At 56.1% G+C, this 16,172-nt stretch carries 14 protein-coding genes and 1 pseudogene; 10 read left to right on the top strand and 5 right to left on the bottom strand.

Annotated features, from left to right (window positions below):
• The first annotated feature begins 18 nt into the window (after window positions 1-18).
• The 7 genes from D3260_RS00070 (at window position 19) to D3260_RS17170 (ending at window position 5,684) form a co-directional block, all read left to right on the top strand.
• Window positions 19-354 carry a hypothetical protein gene (locus D3260_RS00070; protein ID WP_120096438.1) on the top strand — a complete coding sequence of 112 codons (336 nt, stop codon included), beginning with the start codon at window positions 19-21 and terminating at the stop codon, window positions 352-354.
• Window positions 355-456: 102 nt separating this feature from the next.
• Window positions 457-1,602: a GNAT family N-acetyltransferase gene (locus D3260_RS00065; RefSeq protein WP_120096437.1), complete on the top strand. Its 1,146-nt coding sequence runs from the start codon at window positions 457-459 to the stop codon at window positions 1,600-1,602.
• Complete coding sequence (gene aat / locus D3260_RS00060) at window positions 1,599-2,375, top strand: leucyl/phenylalanyl-tRNA--protein transferase (protein WP_120096435.1); 777 nt, start codon at window positions 1,599-1,601, stop codon at window positions 2,373-2,375. The genes D3260_RS00065 and aat overlap by 4 nt, the downstream gene beginning before the upstream one ends.
• Before the next feature lie 109 nt (window positions 2,376-2,484).
• The gene (gene infA, locus D3260_RS00055; RefSeq protein ID WP_109994791.1) at window positions 2,485-2,703 is read left to right on the top strand and encodes a translation initiation factor IF-1; all 219 of its coding nucleotides are present in this window, start codon (window positions 2,485-2,487) and stop codon (window positions 2,701-2,703) included.
• A 174-nt stretch (window positions 2,704-2,877) separates the two neighbouring features.
• Window positions 2,878-3,342: a pilin gene (locus D3260_RS00050; RefSeq protein ID WP_120096434.1), complete on the top strand. Its 465-nt coding sequence runs from the start codon at window positions 2,878-2,880 to the stop codon at window positions 3,340-3,342.
• A 36-nt stretch (window positions 3,343-3,378) separates the two neighbouring features.
• The gene (locus tag D3260_RS00045) at window positions 3,379-4,836 is read left to right on the top strand and encodes an O-antigen ligase (protein WP_120096432.1); all 1,458 of its coding nucleotides are present in this window, start codon (window positions 3,379-3,381) and stop codon (window positions 4,834-4,836) included.
• A 179-nt stretch (window positions 4,837-5,015) separates the two neighbouring features.
• Complete coding sequence (locus D3260_RS17170) at window positions 5,016-5,684, top strand: hypothetical protein (protein ID WP_147418061.1); 669 nt, start codon at window positions 5,016-5,018, stop codon at window positions 5,682-5,684.
• Between the two features lie 376 nt (window positions 5,685-6,060).
• Here the strand turns inward: D3260_RS17170 and D3260_RS00035 are convergent, their stop codons facing one another.
• Together D3260_RS00035 and D3260_RS00030 are read right to left on the bottom strand one after the other, a co-directional pair.
• A complete protein-coding gene (locus tag D3260_RS00035) occupies window positions 6,061-7,335 on the bottom strand; it encodes a nucleotide sugar dehydrogenase (protein ID WP_120096429.1) in 1,275 nt (424 codons plus the stop codon).
• A gap of 46 nt (window positions 7,336-7,381) precedes the next feature.
• Window positions 7,382-8,809 carry a mannose-1-phosphate guanylyltransferase/mannose-6-phosphate isomerase gene (locus D3260_RS00030; protein ID WP_370456271.1) on the bottom strand — a complete coding sequence of 476 codons (1,428 nt, stop codon included), beginning with the start codon at window positions 8,807-8,809 and terminating at the stop codon, window positions 7,382-7,384.
• A 225-nt stretch (window positions 8,810-9,034) separates the two neighbouring features.
• Here D3260_RS00030 and D3260_RS00025 point away from each other — a divergent pair, with 225 nt between their 5' ends.
• Entirely contained in the window at window positions 9,035-10,045 is a 1,011-nt protein-coding gene (locus D3260_RS00025) for an NAD-dependent epimerase (protein WP_120096905.1), read from the top strand.
• A 667-nt stretch (window positions 10,046-10,712) separates the two neighbouring features.
• Window positions 10,713-11,855: a hypothetical protein gene (locus tag D3260_RS00020; protein ID WP_147418060.1), complete on the top strand. Its 1,143-nt coding sequence runs from the start codon at window positions 10,713-10,715 to the stop codon at window positions 11,853-11,855.
• Between the two features lie 119 nt (window positions 11,856-11,974).
• Here D3260_RS00020 and D3260_RS00015 read toward each other — a convergent pair whose 3' ends face one another.
• Complete coding sequence (locus tag D3260_RS00015) at window positions 11,975-13,312, bottom strand: undecaprenyl-phosphate glucose phosphotransferase (RefSeq protein WP_199671291.1); 1,338 nt, start codon at window positions 13,310-13,312, stop codon at window positions 11,975-11,977.
• 775 nt (window positions 13,313-14,087) lie between these two features.
• Here D3260_RS00015 and D3260_RS00010 point away from each other — a divergent pair.
• Window positions 14,088-14,807, top strand: coding sequence for an FkbM family methyltransferase (locus tag D3260_RS00010; RefSeq protein ID WP_158583316.1), 720 nt, complete (start codon window positions 14,088-14,090; stop codon window positions 14,805-14,807).
• Window positions 14,808-15,119: 312 nt separating this feature from the next.
• Here the strand turns inward: D3260_RS00010 and D3260_RS00005 are convergent.
• Window positions 15,120-16,067, bottom strand: a pseudogene (locus D3260_RS00005) (IS3 family transposase); the annotation flags it as partial.
• The coding region (locus D3260_RS18005; protein ID WP_370456270.1) for an integrase core domain-containing protein at window positions 16,057-16,172 on the bottom strand (116 nt) is incomplete at its 5' end. The gene D3260_RS18005 and the pseudogene D3260_RS00005, both read right to left, overlap by 11 nt.

The following is a 16,172-nucleotide window of genomic DNA, read 5'->3' as shown; positions in this document are numbered from 1 at the left end:
AAAGCGCACGAGGACTGCATGTCGATCCGTCATTTTCTGCTCACGGACGAAGGCGCCATCGAAGAATTCAACGAGGACGAGGCCTCCGCGGTCGCCGAAGGCAAACAGGATCTGCCCCGTTTCGCTGACCAGCAGCTGCGTTATGTCCAGGTCGCATTCGACGATACCACCAACGAAAACGGCGAAATTCAGGTCAAGACAATTGGCGCCATCGTCAGCTTCGATGCCAGCGGACGGCTCACCGAAGCCGGGCGCACACACGATGCACAGGACGAGCTCAACGAATTCGAGCACGATGCCTGCGTACAGTTCGCTCTGCGTGAAACCGTGCCCAACGCCTACGCGATGCATTGAATAATTCGGAGCTGTCGAGCGCGATATTGATGTGCCCCCTTTCCGCAAGCCCTACCAAAGCGGGTGCTTGCGGGAACGCGGCAAGTGCGATGAGCTAGACACATGCCGACGCTCAGACAGATAGACCGCATTGAACAGATATCGCCCGCGGCATGGGATGCACTCATCGCCAGCGATCAACCGTTCACAAGGCACGGATTCCTGGCCGCGCTGGAAGCCAGTGGCAGTGTTTCCGCTGAAGAAGGCTGGCAGCCGGCACACGCGCTGCTGGAAGACGATGACGGCGTCCTGATCGCGGCCGCGCCGCTCTATTTGAAAGCACACTCGTACGGCGAGTTCGTCTTCGATTTCTCCTGGGCGAATGCCTATCACCAGATCGGTCTTGATTATTACCCAAAGCTGCTGAACGCGATTCCGTTCACGCCGGTCGCCGGGCCCCGACTTCTGGCACGGGACGACGCCGCACGCCGCACACTCGCAACCGCGTTGGCCGATCTGCCGAGCCATCTCGGCGTGTCGTCCCTTCACAGCCTGTTCGACGACGACGCCAGCGCGGCCGCCATGCTGGGCGTCGACGCCAATGCCAGGCGTGGCTGTCAGTATCGTTGGTTCAATCGCGACTATCGCGACTTCGACGACTTCCTGTCCCGACTGTCCGCGAAGCGTCGCAAGGAAATCAGGCGAGAGCGGCGTCGCGTTCACGACGACGGTGTACAAGTGGTCGTTCGCCGGCCGGACGAAATATCCGAGCCGCTCTGGGAAATCCTTTATGCGTTCTACGGGCGGACCTACGCGATGCGCGGCCAGGAACCGTATCTGACGCGAGCCTTCTTCCACGAGCTTTCCGAGCGCATGCCCGAGCATGTCCGCTTCTTCATCGCCTACCACGACGAAGACCCGGTCGGCATGGCGTTCATGATGGTCGGTGCGGATACCCTCTACGGCCGACACTGGGGCTGTGCGACCGATTATCACAGCCTGCACTTCGAAACCTGCTATTACGCTGGCATCGACTACTGCATCGCCCACGGCCTGGCCTGTTTCGACGCCGGCGCCCAGGGCGAACACAAGATCCGACGCGGTTTCGAGCCGGTCACGACCTGGTCGACACATATCATGGTCGACCCCCGACTACGGGACGCCGTTGCCGACTTCGTCGAACGGGAAGGCGACATGATGGCCGAATTCGAGGCCGATCAATGGGCCCGCAGCAGTTTTGCCGATGACGCCACGCGCGAGCCCTCATGAGTGGCCTGCGGCTCTACTGGCTGGATCCGAACCAGCCCAACGGCGCTTTTCCCGACCCCCGACTGGCCCTGAACGAGCCGAACGGGCTGCTGGCCATGGGGGGCGATCTTTCCCCCGAACGACTCCTGCGGGCCTACGACCTCGGCATATTCCCCTGGTACAACCCGGATGAAGCCATCCTCTGGTGGAGCCCCGATCCGAGAACCGTCTTTCCAACCGACGGCCTGCGACTGTCTCGTCGATTCCGGCGAACGCTCGCCAAGACGGATTATGCCGTCACCCTCGACCGCGACTTTCCCGGCGTCATCCGTCAGTGCGCGGCGCTGCGCGAACAGACCGAAGGTACCTGGCTCGGCCCGGAGATGCGCGCGGCGTATCAACAATTGCACGATCGCGGCCATGCGCATTCCATCGAAGTCTGGCGCGATCAGCGCCTCATTGGCGGGTTATACGGCCTCGCCCGTGGGCGCGTCTTCTTCGGCGAGAGCATGTTCAGCCTCGAAACCGATGCCAGCAAAATCGCCCTGGCCTGGCTCTGCCGCCAACTCGATGCCTGGGGGTTTACCCTGCTCGACGGCCAGGTCGGTTCCGGCCATCTATACCGCATGGGGGCCATCGACCTCTCGCGCGAGAAGTTCCTCGGCGCCATCGCCGCCCGGCCCGCGCCCGGCGCAGAAATCGGCGCCTGGCGGTTCGATATCGACGCGCCACAACACGAATCACACCTCGGCAACAGCCGCCAACTGCAGGCATCGCGCGGCGAAAACGCTTGATTGACAAGCATCCGATCCCTCGAAGACGACGTATGGATTGAATCCAGAGCGCCTGCTCGACGATAATCACGCGCGACAACGCCTACGAATCCTGACCAAGAGCGCATTAATGGCGAAAGAAGATCATATCGAAATGGAAGGCACGGTCGTCGAGACCCTGCCCAACACCACCTTCCGCGTGAAGCTGGAAAACGGCCACATCGTGACGGCCCACATCTCGGGCAAGATGCGAAAGCATTACATCCGCATCCTGCGCGGCGATAGCGTGACCGTCCAGATCACGCCGTACGATCTGACGAAAGGCCGCATCACCTATCGCGGGCGCTAACACAGCGCGACTGGTGGCCGATGCCATTGCCAGACAGCGTGTCATCGAATAATACTTGACTATGCCTTTCGGCTAAGGCATTGATTTCTATTGTCGCCGTTCGACCCGTAGGAACGGTCTATTCCGACCCGCCGTGCAAGTGCGAGTCGTCACATTCGTGGGGGAACTGACACCATGCAGAAACAACAAGGCTTTACTCTGATCGAACTGATGATCGTTGTGGCGATCATCGGTATCCTGGCTGCGATTGCCATTCCGCAGTATCAGAACTACGTCGCGCGCTCTCAGATGGCTGAAGCGGTCTCTTTGACCGACGGCCTCAAAAACGACGTGATCGAATATTACTCGACCAACGGTAGCTGCCCAACGAATGGCGATGGAAGTATTGGGAGCGCGAATAATTACAATGGGCAGTACGTTGCCTCCGTATCGACTGGCGGAACTGCTCCGGCTTGCACGATTACAGCTACGATGAAAAGCTCAGGTGTATCGAGCGGAATTGCTTCCGATACTCTCACCTTAACTATGAATGACAACTCGTCTGGAACCGACGCCGCCGGTGGGGGGAGCACGAGTTGGTCGTGTGGAAGTACCGCTCAGGCTAAATACCTGCCTTCCAGTTGCACACACAGCGGATAAAAGTCGTCAAATCGCGAAACAGATTTAAATAATAGCATGATCGAGCGATCGTCTGTCAGTCAGGCGATCGCTTTTATATTTCATATCTGGGCAAAAATAAAAAAAAATACAAATGTCTTTTATGCTTGGCTGCTGATCCCCTTTTTCCCGGCATTGAGTTTTGACGAATGCCGAATCGCGTTAACACTGGCCGTGTGTCTTACTGCGCTTTCAGCAGTTGAGGTCTCTCCCCTTCTACGTACATCAAAGGCAACAGTAATATTATCATGCGCATTGGCGCTCGGCCTTGTATCGGCAGTTAACGCGGAGCGGCCGTACTGGGGGGTATTAGAGACAACCTTTTTCGGATTGTTATTTCTTTCGATCTATCGTATTGCCTATTCTGAAAACCGCGCCAAACGCGCTGCTTTTCGAGTGTATCCGCTGCTAGTTTTTACATCGGTTCTAGTTACCGTTTACATCGCCGTAATAACTATTTTTATAGCCTACTTTCAAGGCGAAAGCGTTGATAAATCGCAACTGACTGCTAATTTTTGGAATATAAGATTATTCAATCAATATCAAACATGGTCGTTGCCACTGATCACCACGACTCTTGTCATCTCGCCTCCGTCATCAAAAATTTCGACATGGATTTGGCAATCTTTCATACTTATTTTAGGCGGTTTTTTCTGGTCGCTCTTATGGATTAGCGGTGGACGCGGGACCCTATACGCGACAGTAGCCGTTTCTATTTTTGTCTGCCTATTCTATGGTCGTATCGGGCGTAGATATGCTTTCAGAACGCTTAGCTTGGCCGCTATCGGATTTTTATTCGCCCGACTCATGTTTGGATGGAATGAGGTTACCAACACGCACTTGGAAAGCACCGAACTGAGTGGCAGAAGCCAGCTCTGGATTCTAGCCTGGCAATCGATCAAAGCGTCGCCTCTAATTGGAATAGGGCCGATGCAATTTGCAACGTACAATACTGGTGTAGCAGCTAATCCACACAATACCCCCCTTCAATTGGCCGCGGAATGGGGAATCCCAGCGACAAGCGTTTTCTTAGGTGTAGCGGGGTATCTAGGCTTTGGCTGGCTTCGTTTTTCGAAGCGTGCTGTCGAAGGCTCATATTCGAAAGATTTTCCCGCTGATGTTCAAAATATTATCGTGGGCATAACCGCTTCGCTTGGAGCAGCGGGAATACATTCTTTGGTGAGCGGGCTTTTAGTCATGCCTATAAGTACGGCCATGTTCGTTATCATTACAGGTTGCGCGGGCCTGATATATCGCACTTATAACACACCGAACGTCGGGCCGATTCGCGAACCTGCGAAACCTCTCCAGATTCACTTCTCGCGAGTAGTCATTATTGCTTCAATTATTTACGTAGCGGGATTTACAAGTGTTGGATTTTTTGAAAAATTTTCAAAAAACACTGTCAAATCACCAACCCAAGCGAGAAATTCTTACGAGCCTCGTTTCTGGTCCGACGGGACATTAACCAAGTAGCCTAATCCCAATATGTGAAGAGATATCCCAAAGAATCTTAAGCATCAACCGGGCAGTTAACACTTACTGTGCTATCTGATTCACGCGCGAACGTAATACTTTTGCATTCAAAAAGTATTTGCTAAGAGCTCCGTGGTAATCTGATACCCTCCAAGCAATCGATCGTTTACCGATCTTCAATGAAGGCATTTCCAACTCGAATCGGTCAGATCAATGCTTCACGCGTCGGGGCCTGCATGTTGCTTATTGCGGCCGCGGGAACTACCTGGATTGCAGTAAACCGATTTGATATCGATAACCGCCTTACTAACACATCGACGCCATTTGCCGAACCGGAGCCCTCTCCTCCGGCGCTTGCTAAAACATCGAATTTCGGCTTCTACTCGGTTTTGTCATCTTCTGCGAGCCTACGATGGTCACCGATGGGTACGCTTACGAAGCCCAAACCGCGAATCGAGAAAAAATCGGGCAAGTCGGAAAAACTCGTTAGCATCGATCAGCATTTGGTACCCCGCCCACTTGAGCTGACGCTGCCGCCGCCAGATGCGACGCCGGATATGGCGTTGGGCTATCAGCGAACCGGTCCAAACGGAACGAAGACGGCCTCGCCTACAGCAAGCCTTGCAAGCCAGCTCAATCCAAATATCGATGACGGGGAGCAGCTGACCGACGAGCAGAAGCTTTTCAATAGCTATACCGGCTTGCGCGGTTTCATGGCTCAGAACTGGGTCAACAAGAGCGTCGGCATTCAGGGCGGCCTTGCGCTGCCCAAAGAACAGCTCCGCGACGATCAGCAGAGCCTTCGCGATCAAATGGCAGTCGGCATGGGCGTCCTGTTCGCTTTCTAGGGCCTTTTGATGTTTCGTTCGAGCGCCTTTTCGTCGAGAGACCGCAGTGTGTCCGGCAAGGCGCGAGTCGCCGATCGTGGCGTGCCACGATCCAGACTCGCAACGCCGCAGGGCGCCCATCGTCGATTTTTCATGGGCGGCCCAACCCGAAGGGACAAGCGCCCCGAAATCAAGAACACGACGGCAATACAGCGTTGTAGCCCGCTGGCGCAGCATGACTGCCCGGCGCCGGCAACGCCTCGTCTTGCCGCCCATTGTCAATTTCAGGACGCGCTTGGCGCGGACTCGCACGAAACCCCAAGAGACCTTAGTCGACCCGTACCCAGTCGAAACTGGCTGATCGCAGGGTATTCGCCGTCGTCATGACTGGCCTCGGTCAAAGTCGTCCAGACACCTCGCGCTCCGGAAATACCGACTTCACGTCGTAGATGACGTGCTCCGATCGCGCCCAGGACCGAATCTGCCCGATCCCCATCGCGATGAACTCGCGATGCGCGACAGCAACGATGATGGCGTCGTACGTGGCCGCCGCCGGCGCCTCGATCAGCTGGATCTCGTCGCTTTCCAGGCCTTCGCCCGACACCCACGGATCGAAGACATCCACGTTTGCGTCCATTGCGCGCAACTCGTGCACGATGTCGACGACGCGCGTGTTGCGCGTATCAGGGCAGTTTTCCTTGAAGGTGAGCCCCATGACGAGAATGCGCGCCCCGTTGACCTGGATACGCCGGCGCAGCATGAGCCGGACGACCTCCTGGCTGATGTAGCGTCCCATGCCGTCGTTGATCCGTCGGCCGGCAAGAATCATTTCGGGGTGATAACCGATCGCCTGCGCGCGATAAGTCAGGTAATACGGGTCCACACCGATGCAATGCCCGCCGACAAGCCCGGGCTTGAACGGGAGGAAATTCCATTTGGTGCCGGCTGCACGCAGGATTTCATCGGTCGGCAGCTGCAAACGCGAAAAGATCTGTGCCAACTCGTTCACGAGTGCCACGTTGATATCACGCTGAATGTTCTCTATGACTTTCGCCGCCTCGGCGACAGCGATGGACGATACGGTATGCACACCGGCCGTCACGACTTCACCATAGAGATCCGCTAGCGTTGCCGTGGCTTCGTCAGACGACCCCCCGACGATTTTCACGATGCTCGACAGCGTATGCTCGACATCGCCCGGGTTGGCCCGTTCGGGGCTGTAACCGACGTGAAAATCCGAGCGAAAACACAACCCGGACCCCGCCTCCAGAAGCGGCACACAGCGCTCTTCGGTGGCCCCTGGATAAACCGTGGATTCATAGACCACGATGTCGCCTTCGCGCAGATAGGGCGCGATCGTGCGCGAGGCGTTTTCCAGGGGGCCAAAGTTCGGGACCTTGGCCTCTGTCACGGGTGTGGGGACCGTAACGATGTAGACCCGGGCTTCGGCGATCGCCGCGGAATCGGCACTCAACGACAGGTGCCCCGACGCCGCCAATCGCTCGGCGGTCACTTCGCGGGTTCGATCATGCCCCTGTCGCAACTGGGCAACACGCTGCTCGTCCACGTCGAACCCGATCGTCGGTCGCGTATGACCGAACGCGACGGCGAGCGGCAGGCCGACATAGCCGAGCCCGATCACAGCGACCGCGTCAGAAGCAGACAGATCCATCACGCATCCAATCGTTGCAGTTTCATCAGACGTCGAAAGACGCCCCTCAGCCGTTGTCGGTCCGACCGTAGACATCGTCGTAACGCACGATATCGTCTTCTCCGAGATAGCTGCCGGATTGCACTTCGATCAGATCCAGGTCTACCTTGCCCGGGTTTTCCAGCCGATGTACCGCGCCAAGCGGCAGATAGGTCGACTGATTTTCGGTCAGAAGCTGCACTTCCTCGTCGCAAGTCACGCGTGCCGTACCACGTACCACGACCCAGTGCTCGGCCCGATGATGATGCGACTGCAGCGACAGTCGCCCGCCAGGCGACACTCGAATATGCTTGACCTGGTAGCGCGGACCGCTCGCAATCTGGCGATAACTACCCCACGGGCGATAAGCCTTGCGATGCGCGGTCGCTTCGCTGCGCCCTGCTGCCTCGAGCTTGTTCACCAGTTGCTTGATTTCCTGTTCGCGGCCGCGATCGGCGACGAGCACCGCATCCGGCGTCTCGACGACTATGGCATCCTTCATGCCAAGCACGGTCACCAGTCTGCTTTCGCTACGTACGACACAGCCATCGCTGTCCTCCAGCCAGACGTCGCCCATCGCTGCATTGCCGCGGGCGTCCAGTCCGCGAGCACGAGCGACCGCTGTCCAGCTCCCGAGATCCGACCAGGCGGCATCCAGCTCAGCCATGACAGCGCGATCCGTCTTTTCCATCACCGCATAGTCGATGGAATCCGCGCGCACAGCCTCGAACGCGGCCGCATCGAGCCGGAGGAAATCGATATCGGCCTGTGCATTCGCGTATGCCGCGGCCACCCCGTCGTGAATATCGCTCGCGAACTCCGACAGCAACTCAAGATAATCGACCGCGCGAAAAGCGAACATCCCGCTATTCCAGAAATAATCTCCGCTCGCAACGAATTCGCTTGCGCGTGCCGCATCCGGTTTTTCGGTGAACGCATCCACCCGGCGCAGTCCCGGCGCCGTATCCATACCTGCCCGAATATAGCCATACCCGGTCTCCGGGCCATCCGGCGTCACGCCAAACAGTGCCAGCGCCCCATCGGCAATCGCGCCACGGGCAACCGCCACGCTTGACTTGAACGCTTCGGCATCGGCGATTGCATGATCCGTGGGCAAGACCAGTAGCTCGACCTCGTCACCGTGCAACCGGCGCGCCTCGTGCGCCGCGGCCGCGACGGCGGCTGCCGTATTGCGCGGCGCAGGCTCGAGCAGAATACGGCCGGTATAGCCGGCGGCCTGCATCTGCTCTGCGATCATGAACCGGAATTCTTCTGCCCCGACCGCGATCGGCTCACCCAGATCCGCAAGCCCTTCCAGCCTGGCGAGCGTATCAGCAAACAGGCTGGACTCACCGTCAACGAGCGGCAGGAATTGCTTGGGCCGGCTTTGGCGCGAAGACGGCCAGAGTCGCGTGCCGACGCCACCGACAAGAAGAACAGGTACAAGCATAGAAATTCGTTCTGTTGCGCGTTAGAAAATCGTCCGCACGCGAAAGCGCGTCAGACTGGAATGATCCGTCTATATCCCCAAGTCGAACATCAAGACCCGGGCGCCGCGAAATCGTACTACAAAGCGGCACATTACTGGCCCCTGTCACGATTTCTTCGCCATCCGAGCCGGGCTGTTCGACGGCGCCGTGCTGTTACAATCGCGCCGTTGATTCTCTACCGACAGTCGATTGTGAGCATTCTTGTCACGGGCAGCGCTGGTTTCATCGGTTTCCATGTCGCCAAGCGATTACTCGCAGCCGGCGAAACCGTCGTCGGCGTCGACAATTACGACCCTTATTATGATGTTGCACTCAAACATGCCCGTGTGAACCAGCTGCTTGAATATAACGACTTCACTCAGGTTGAGCTGGATATCTCGGATCGCGACGGCATGCGTGAATTGTTCGAGACACATCGCTTCGATCGGGTCGTTCATCTCGCCGCGCAGGCCGGCGTCAGGCACTCCATCGATCATCCCCATGATTACGTGGATGCCAACGTCACGGGCACGCTCAACGTTCTCGAGGGCTGCCGCCACACCAAAGCCGCACATCTCGTGTATGCCTCGACGAGTTCGGTCTACGGCGCCTCGACAGACATGCCGTTCGACCCCTCAGGCGATGCCGACCACCCACTCGCGATCTATGCCGCGACGAAACGCGCTACCGAATTGATGGCGCATTCCTACGCCCACCTCCATCGGCTACCAACCACCGGACTCCGGTTCTTTACCGTCTACGGCCCGTGGGGACGGCCCGACATGGCGCTGTTCCTATTCACGAAGAAAATGCTGGCCGGCGAATCGATACCGGTCTTCAATCACGGACATCACCGCCGCGATTTCACCTACGTCGACGATATCGTCGAGGGCATCGTTCGCATCCTCTACCAACCCGCCACGCCCGACGCCGCGTGGAACAGTGATGTCCCGCAACCCGACAGCAGCCCGGCTCCATGGCGCGTCTATAACATCGGCAACGGCAATCCCGTGCCATTGATGGACTATATTGAAGAGCTGGAAAAATGCCTAGACGTGACGGCTGACAAGGAAATGCTGCCCATGCAGCCGGGGGATGTTGAAGCAACCCATGCCAGTGTCGATGGTCTGTTCAATGCCGTCGACTACCGCCCTCAGACATCGGTCGCTGAAGGCGTCGAAAAATTCGTCGACTGGTATCTCGATTATTACAAACCGAGCTGAGCCGCCGGAAAAGGCGCGACTCGTGCGAGACTAGACGACCCAACCATCTGCTGCCTTGAAATGTATCGATGACGCACGCTTTGGAAGCGTACAAGGCGAGGAACGATTTAAAAAACTTTTGCGCGCCGCGCTTGAACTCGCGTCGTCGATTCGGTCAATCCAATGCAGATCCAAACGCCTCTACGGCTCGGCGAGCCCGCCGTGCTCAATCGTTCAGTACATAGCCAAATGTTAGCCCAGCCGTCCTAGAGGTTTCGTGCGAGTCCGCGCCAAGCGCGCCCTGAAATTGACGATGGGCGGCAATACGAGGCGTCGCAGGCACCGCGCAGTCATGCTGCGCCAGCCTGCTAGAACGCTGTATTGCCGTCGTATTTTAATTTTGGGGCGCTTGTCCCTTTGGGTTGGGCCGGCAAATCGGGCCCTGCGGCGTTGCCAGTCTGGATCGTGGCACGCCGTGATCGGCAACTCGCGCCTTGTCGGACACACTGCGGTCTCTCGACGAAAAGGCACTCGAACGAAACCCCAGCAGACCCTAGGTCAAGGTTATGATATATAAAATCTGGAGGGTTTAGGTGCATTCACTTCATACGGCACAAGCCCCCAGAAACTGCGGCATACTTCAAGCTAGGGCATGGGTCGCCAAGTCAAAAATGATGAGAGTTGCTTGATGAACTCCGAAACAGGATTGTCCCCGACTCCAATCGTATTCGTACATCGCGACTTGGATTTTTGGAAACCCTTCCTCTTCGGAGAAAAATCGATTTCCAATGACGAAATCTCTGACCTCTGTCGCGACGGCCGCGACGTATGGATCATCAACACGTATACGAGAGTTCGGGACGCCCTGGCAGCAGTCTCTATATCCGCTGACGTTGTGCCAGGCGCGATATGTATCGCTCATCATGACGATTTGGCACAACTGAGCAATACTCACGAGTGCGTCTTGGTCGCGATTCGCGCTGACCGTGAAAGATCCTTCGGCTGCGATTTCGAAGTGGTTCAGAGCCCCTCTTCCATCGAGTGGGAGCGCTCATTCTTCATTCCGCATTGGCCACAATTCGGTCTCTCGCCCCGATCCGTCGACCGCGGCAACACCATATCCCGAATCGGCTTCTTCGGTCTGGAAAAAAATCTTGCGGATGAATTTCGTACTGAAGCCTTTCACGACGCGCTCAAACGCATGGGGGTCGAGCTCGTCATATGTCACGAGCCCTCGTCATGGACTCGATACAACGACATCGACATTGTATTGGCGATCAGAGACGGTAGTCCGTACTACCTGCAATCGAAGCCAGCAAGCAAACTCTATAACGCGTGGATTGCCGGTTGCGTGGCTTTCGTGGGCGACGAGCCGGCATTTCATTATCACGGTTTGCACCGGATCGACTTCATGCACATTCGCGATTCTGCCGAAATGATCCGGACCCTGGAAGAGCTCAAGAGCAATCCACAGGTCTACGAGCAGATGCGACACCGATCGCTGATACGAGCCAGGGAAGTCAGCGTCGAGGCCACACTGAAAAAATGGTGTGAATTTCTCGAACGCGAGGTAAGAAGCAAATATCCGCTCGAAAAAGAAATCCAATCTGCCAACTTTCGACGTGGAAGACTTCTGAGGCGCAAGGTCGGGCAATTGCGACAACGCGCGCGTTCAGGTTTGTACTCACACGGTTTCGACAAACATGGGCGAAAAACACAGCATAAAAACTCGACCACCGGGCGAATCGCCTGTCTCCTGGATCGGAAGATCACTTCACTCGAGAACTTCCGAGGTCGATACAACAACCCTTACGACAGTTTGAAAAGATAACGCTTAAATTAGCTGGAAACCGAAATTTTAATGTAGAACCAGCGAGGATAGTGAGCGCACAGCGCTCGCCGAGCATTAATTATCGAGATGATTGACGTGCGCTAGCACGCTTAACATGTTCAGTAGGCATTCTTGCTTATAAAGCCCTTGAATACAGTCAAGAAAATGATCTTCAGATCGAACCAGAAGGACCAATGCTCGATGTAATATAAATCATGCTCAATACGTTTCTGTAGATCGGTTGATCCTCGCCAACCGTTAACTTGCGCCCAGCCCGTGATGCCGGCCTTGACCATATGCTTCTGCATGTAGCCTGGTATTTCTTCCTTGAACTGATCCACGAATACAGGACGCTCGGGACGCGGCCCGACGATTGACATATTCCCCAACAACACGTTGATGAACTGGGGCAGCTCATCGAGACTTGTTCTCCGCAGGAACGATCCAAACTTCGTTGAGCGTTTTTCGCCTGCCTTGGCCCAAACTGCACCGGTCTTCGATTCCACATCCACAGGCATGGAGCGGAATTTTAAAATCGTGAAAAGCCGTCCGTTCCAGCCCATTCGTTTCTGCCTGAAAAAGATAGGACCTGGCGAGCTCATTTTGACGCCAATCGCCAGCACCAGCAGGACAGGACTTATCATGGTGAGGATAAGAAAAGCCAACGCACGATCTTCCAACGCCTTGATCAGGCGACTCCACCCCTGCATCGGTGACACACTCAAGTTCAGCATCGGCACGCCGAGAATCTCGGCCACCGGATGCTGTATCAGCCGCATGCCGTGAAGATTTGGCACCAGGCGCATCGTAATCGTGCTATGCCGGAAGTCCCAGCGAACACGGTCAATCAACGCTTGTTGCTCGAGCGGTAGACAGAGCCAGATTTCATCGGCACCGAAACGTCGCGCAAGCCGCTCGATACGCTGCCGATAACCAACCACACGTACCTTGCCGACATGCCGAGACCCATCGTGGTCCACCATCGCCGCGGCAATCACTTCCCAGCCTGTCGAAGGTGTCGACTCAACACGCGCCAACACTTCTTCGGCGAGCGCATGATTCCCCACAATCAGAATGCGACGATGATTCCATCCCTGAATCCGTAGCTGGCGCAGAACAGCGAATGTCGCAAATCGACCGAGAACCAGAAGTGCCCAGGTCCAGAATCCCCAGGTGACCACCCAGAGCCTGGAATAATTCGCGCTCTGCTTGAGCGCGAAACCAATAAGAATCAGACCGAGAATGACACCGAACCAGCCAACAGTGACCGCACGCATCTGGTCGATCGGGCTACGTCCTCGCCACGAATCATACAGCCCGAGAGCTGGGAATACCGAGAGTGTCAACAGTATCCCGACCAGTACGGGTCCTCGGTAGTATCCGTCCAGACCGCTTTGCCCAAGGCACCAGACATATGCCACATACGCGCCAACGACGATCATGAGGAGATCGACCATTACGTAAAGGCCGGCGGAAATGGTGCTGTGATCTCTCAGGAAACCGCGTTGGAACATATCGCTTCATCATCACTTCGATGGACATAGTCTACGGTGTAGGAACGCCCGAACGCTTAATAAATTCCGCCATGCACGAAGTAACCCATAACCCAGCCTCGGTGAGCGGCGCGCTTCAGCCCCAGTGGGCAGTGGGCAAGCCTGAAGCCCGATCGACTCGGACATACATCGAGTAACAACCCGATCTACCTAGCGCCTGTATAGATATAGCGCGCACTATCGATCAACGAAAGGCATTCGAAAGAATGCTCGGCATCGCCAGCACAGTATCGTCAGATATAAAGCGAGCGACTCGATTTTCTTCGAAACACAGGCAATTGAGGCGACAGAGTTATCATTGCCGTCGGCGTCAGCTCAGGATTTTACCAATGACCGGCACGCTCGTCTGCCGCCAATACGCGTCATCTTCCGGAAAACCTTGGGAATGCACCATCCGTTCTGTAAATTGGCCTGAGCCGAAGAGGCGACAGGCCACTCGCTATCCGGCGCCCCTCCCAGGCTCAAATAGCACGTGGCTTAACACGATTTCGGCACTGTCCATAGGCATATGTACTATGTGGTAATAACTAGTCGGTTAACCGAGGCCGATATTTCACTGGCTAATATAATAGGTGGATTTATGTTTCGTGCGAACTTGGCAAACCAATTGGTTAGATGCCTGAATAAGGCGCCAGAGTTACCCGGCAAATCTCGGCTGCTATCCCTCACCGGAAAATCCTTGGACGGTTATCCGGTGCAGAGCGCGTACGGGGTACAGCTGGTTTCCAACTTTTCCGACTTCACTAATCGCGCTGCTATTCTCGGGTTATATGGTAGCGCGCTTACTAGGCATCTTAGAAATTTACCCGCCGGTTCGGTGTTCATGGATATCGGTGCAAACTGCGGGCTTTATTCCCTTATAGCCGCGGGGAGCGTTGGCCCCACCGGACGAGTGCTTTCTTTTGAACCACAACTGGAGCTGTTCTCACAGCTGGTTGAGAATATAAATCGGAATGGCTTTCGAAACATCACTCCTTTTAATCTGGCGCTTTCAGATCAAAGCTCCGGTATTCGACTAAACGGGAGCACCCGGCACTCAGGCGCGACATTTATCTCATATGACTTGTCTAGTGAAATATGGGCCGCCAATCTCGCTTCAGACTTAAAGCTCGCTAGCAAAATTGTTGGTGAGCGGGAATTAAATATCAAAGTAGACGTAGAAGGAGCCGAACTGCTCGCGCTGAAATCGCTTGGGTCTTTACTAGGTCGATCTCAAACGCGTTCGGCAATCGTAGAAATCGATCAAAAATACTTGGCACGCTTCGGCGTGGCGCCTCATGAGATCGATGAGCATATGCAGCAAGCAGGATTCGCTAACCAGACGCCGCAGCCTAAAACTCGAGAAACAAACGAACATTACGACGCCTTTTACGTCAAACCTCCTCTCGAGGATGGGTAACCCCCTGAGGGCTCCCCACAATTATTCATTCTTTAACAGATATTTAGCGTTATTCGAGGGGTGGTCAGAAGGGCGTGCATGACGGATAGTACCCTTCGTATCGACCAAAATGCGGAGGCCGTCATGCACGCGAGTACGGTAGTGCAGACGTGTCTCGGGTCTGTCTTCGAGATCGATCAACGTAACGCCCACACCACATCACAGGCCGTGTGTGCCTGCCTGATCGGCCAACGCCTGACGCTCATGGCGCTTGCACGCCATTGGCCGGCGTCTCGTCAGATCGCAGCGCCTCTCAAGCGGGTTAGCCCCCATTTACACGGACGGTTCGAACCGGGTTGAGAGCCGCTGTTTCTCGGCTTCCAGCCTACGTCGTATCCGGTGATTGTGAAATCGCTCGATGTAGTCGAAGACATCTGATCTGGCCTCGGAGCGGGTTCGATAACGACGCCGTCTGACGCGCTCACGTTTGAGCATGCCGAAGAAGCCCTCGCATGCGGCGTTGTCACCGCAATGCCCGACCGCACTCATGCTGCTGATCAGATTCTGATCCTTGAGAAACTGCTGAACTTCGTGACTGGTAAATTGCGTGCCTCGATCCGAATGTAAGATCACGGCTTGCCGGTGATCATCGCGCTGCCCCAGGGCGGCGGTCATGGCGTCCAAAACCAGCTGCCGCTGCTGGGTCGCGTCCATCGACCAGCCGATGACGAGCTTGCTGTATAGATCGATCACCACACAGAGAAACAGCCACCCTTCGCCCGTCCGGATCTGGGTGATGTCGGTGACCCATTTAATATTGGGTTCGAGCGCGACAAAGTCGCGCTCGAGATGATTACGCAGCCCCAGTGGCCGCAAACCCGACGGTTTGTAACGCAGGGACTTGGCGATCGGGATGCCGCGGATGCCATGGCGGGCCATCAGTCGCGCAATGCGATTGCGACTGGCGGTTTCGCCTTCAAAGCCCAATTCTTCATGCATGCGACGTGCGCCGATCACACCATGCTGATCCGCATGAATAGAGCGGATGCGCTTGAGAAGCCGCCTGTTGTCTCTCGCGCGGGCACTGGGCTGGCGACCTCGCCAGTCGTAGAACCCGCTGGGTGAGACCCGTAAGCAGCGGCACATCAGGCGTACGGGATACTGTTCGCGGCCACACTCGATCGCCCGATATTTCAGGACGATTCCTTGGCGAAGAATGTGGCCGCGTCGCGTAAAAAATCCCGCTCCTTCTTGAGACGTGGAGTTGCCCCTATAAAACCGGACACGCATTCTTACTTGCCTGAGCCTGTCTGAATTCCCGCGGTGAGCGCATGTTCAGCGCCTTGTGCGGGTGCGTGTTGTTGTAGTCGTCGAACCAGGCCGGCA

The sequence above is a fragment of the Salinisphaera sp. Q1T1-3 genome (assembly GCF_003602005.1).
Lineage (GTDB): Bacteria > Pseudomonadota > Gammaproteobacteria > Nevskiales > Salinisphaeraceae > Salinisphaera.
The sequence above is the reverse complement of the archived record's forward strand: the minus strand, read 5'-3'. Positions and strand labels throughout refer to the sequence as shown.

Bases quoted from the DNA above. Each gene is read 5' to 3' on its own strand.
- D3260_RS00050 (WP_120096434.1), top strand. From the start codon at position 2,878: ATGCAGAAACAACAAGGCTTTACTCTGATCGAACTGATGATCGTTGTG.
- D3260_RS00035 (WP_120096429.1), bottom strand. From the start codon at position 7,335: ATGGATCTGTCTGCTTCTGACGCGGTCGCTGTGATCGGGCTCGGCTAT.
- D3260_RS00020 (WP_147418060.1), top strand. From the start codon at position 10,713: ATGAACTCCGAAACAGGATTGTCCCCGACTCCAATCGTATTCGTACAT.
- D3260_RS00015 (WP_199671291.1), bottom strand. From the start codon at position 13,312: ATGGTCGATCTCCTCATGATCGTCGTTGGCGCGTATGTGGCATATGTC.
- D3260_RS00045 (WP_120096432.1), top strand. From the start codon at position 3,379: ATGATCGAGCGATCGTCTGTCAGTCAGGCGATCGCTTTTATATTTCAT.
- aat (WP_120096435.1), top strand. From the start codon at position 1,599: ATGAGTGGCCTGCGGCTCTACTGGCTGGATCCGAACCAGCCCAACGGC.
- D3260_RS00070 (WP_120096438.1), top strand. From the start codon at position 19: ATGTCGATCCGTCATTTTCTGCTCACGGACGAAGGCGCCATCGAAGAA.
- D3260_RS17170 (WP_147418061.1), top strand. From the start codon at position 5,016: ATGAAGGCATTTCCAACTCGAATCGGTCAGATCAATGCTTCACGCGTC.
- infA (WP_109994791.1), top strand. From the start codon at position 2,485: ATGGCGAAAGAAGATCATATCGAAATGGAAGGCACGGTCGTCGAGACC.
- D3260_RS00065 (WP_120096437.1), top strand. From the start codon at position 457: ATGCCGACGCTCAGACAGATAGACCGCATTGAACAGATATCGCCCGCG.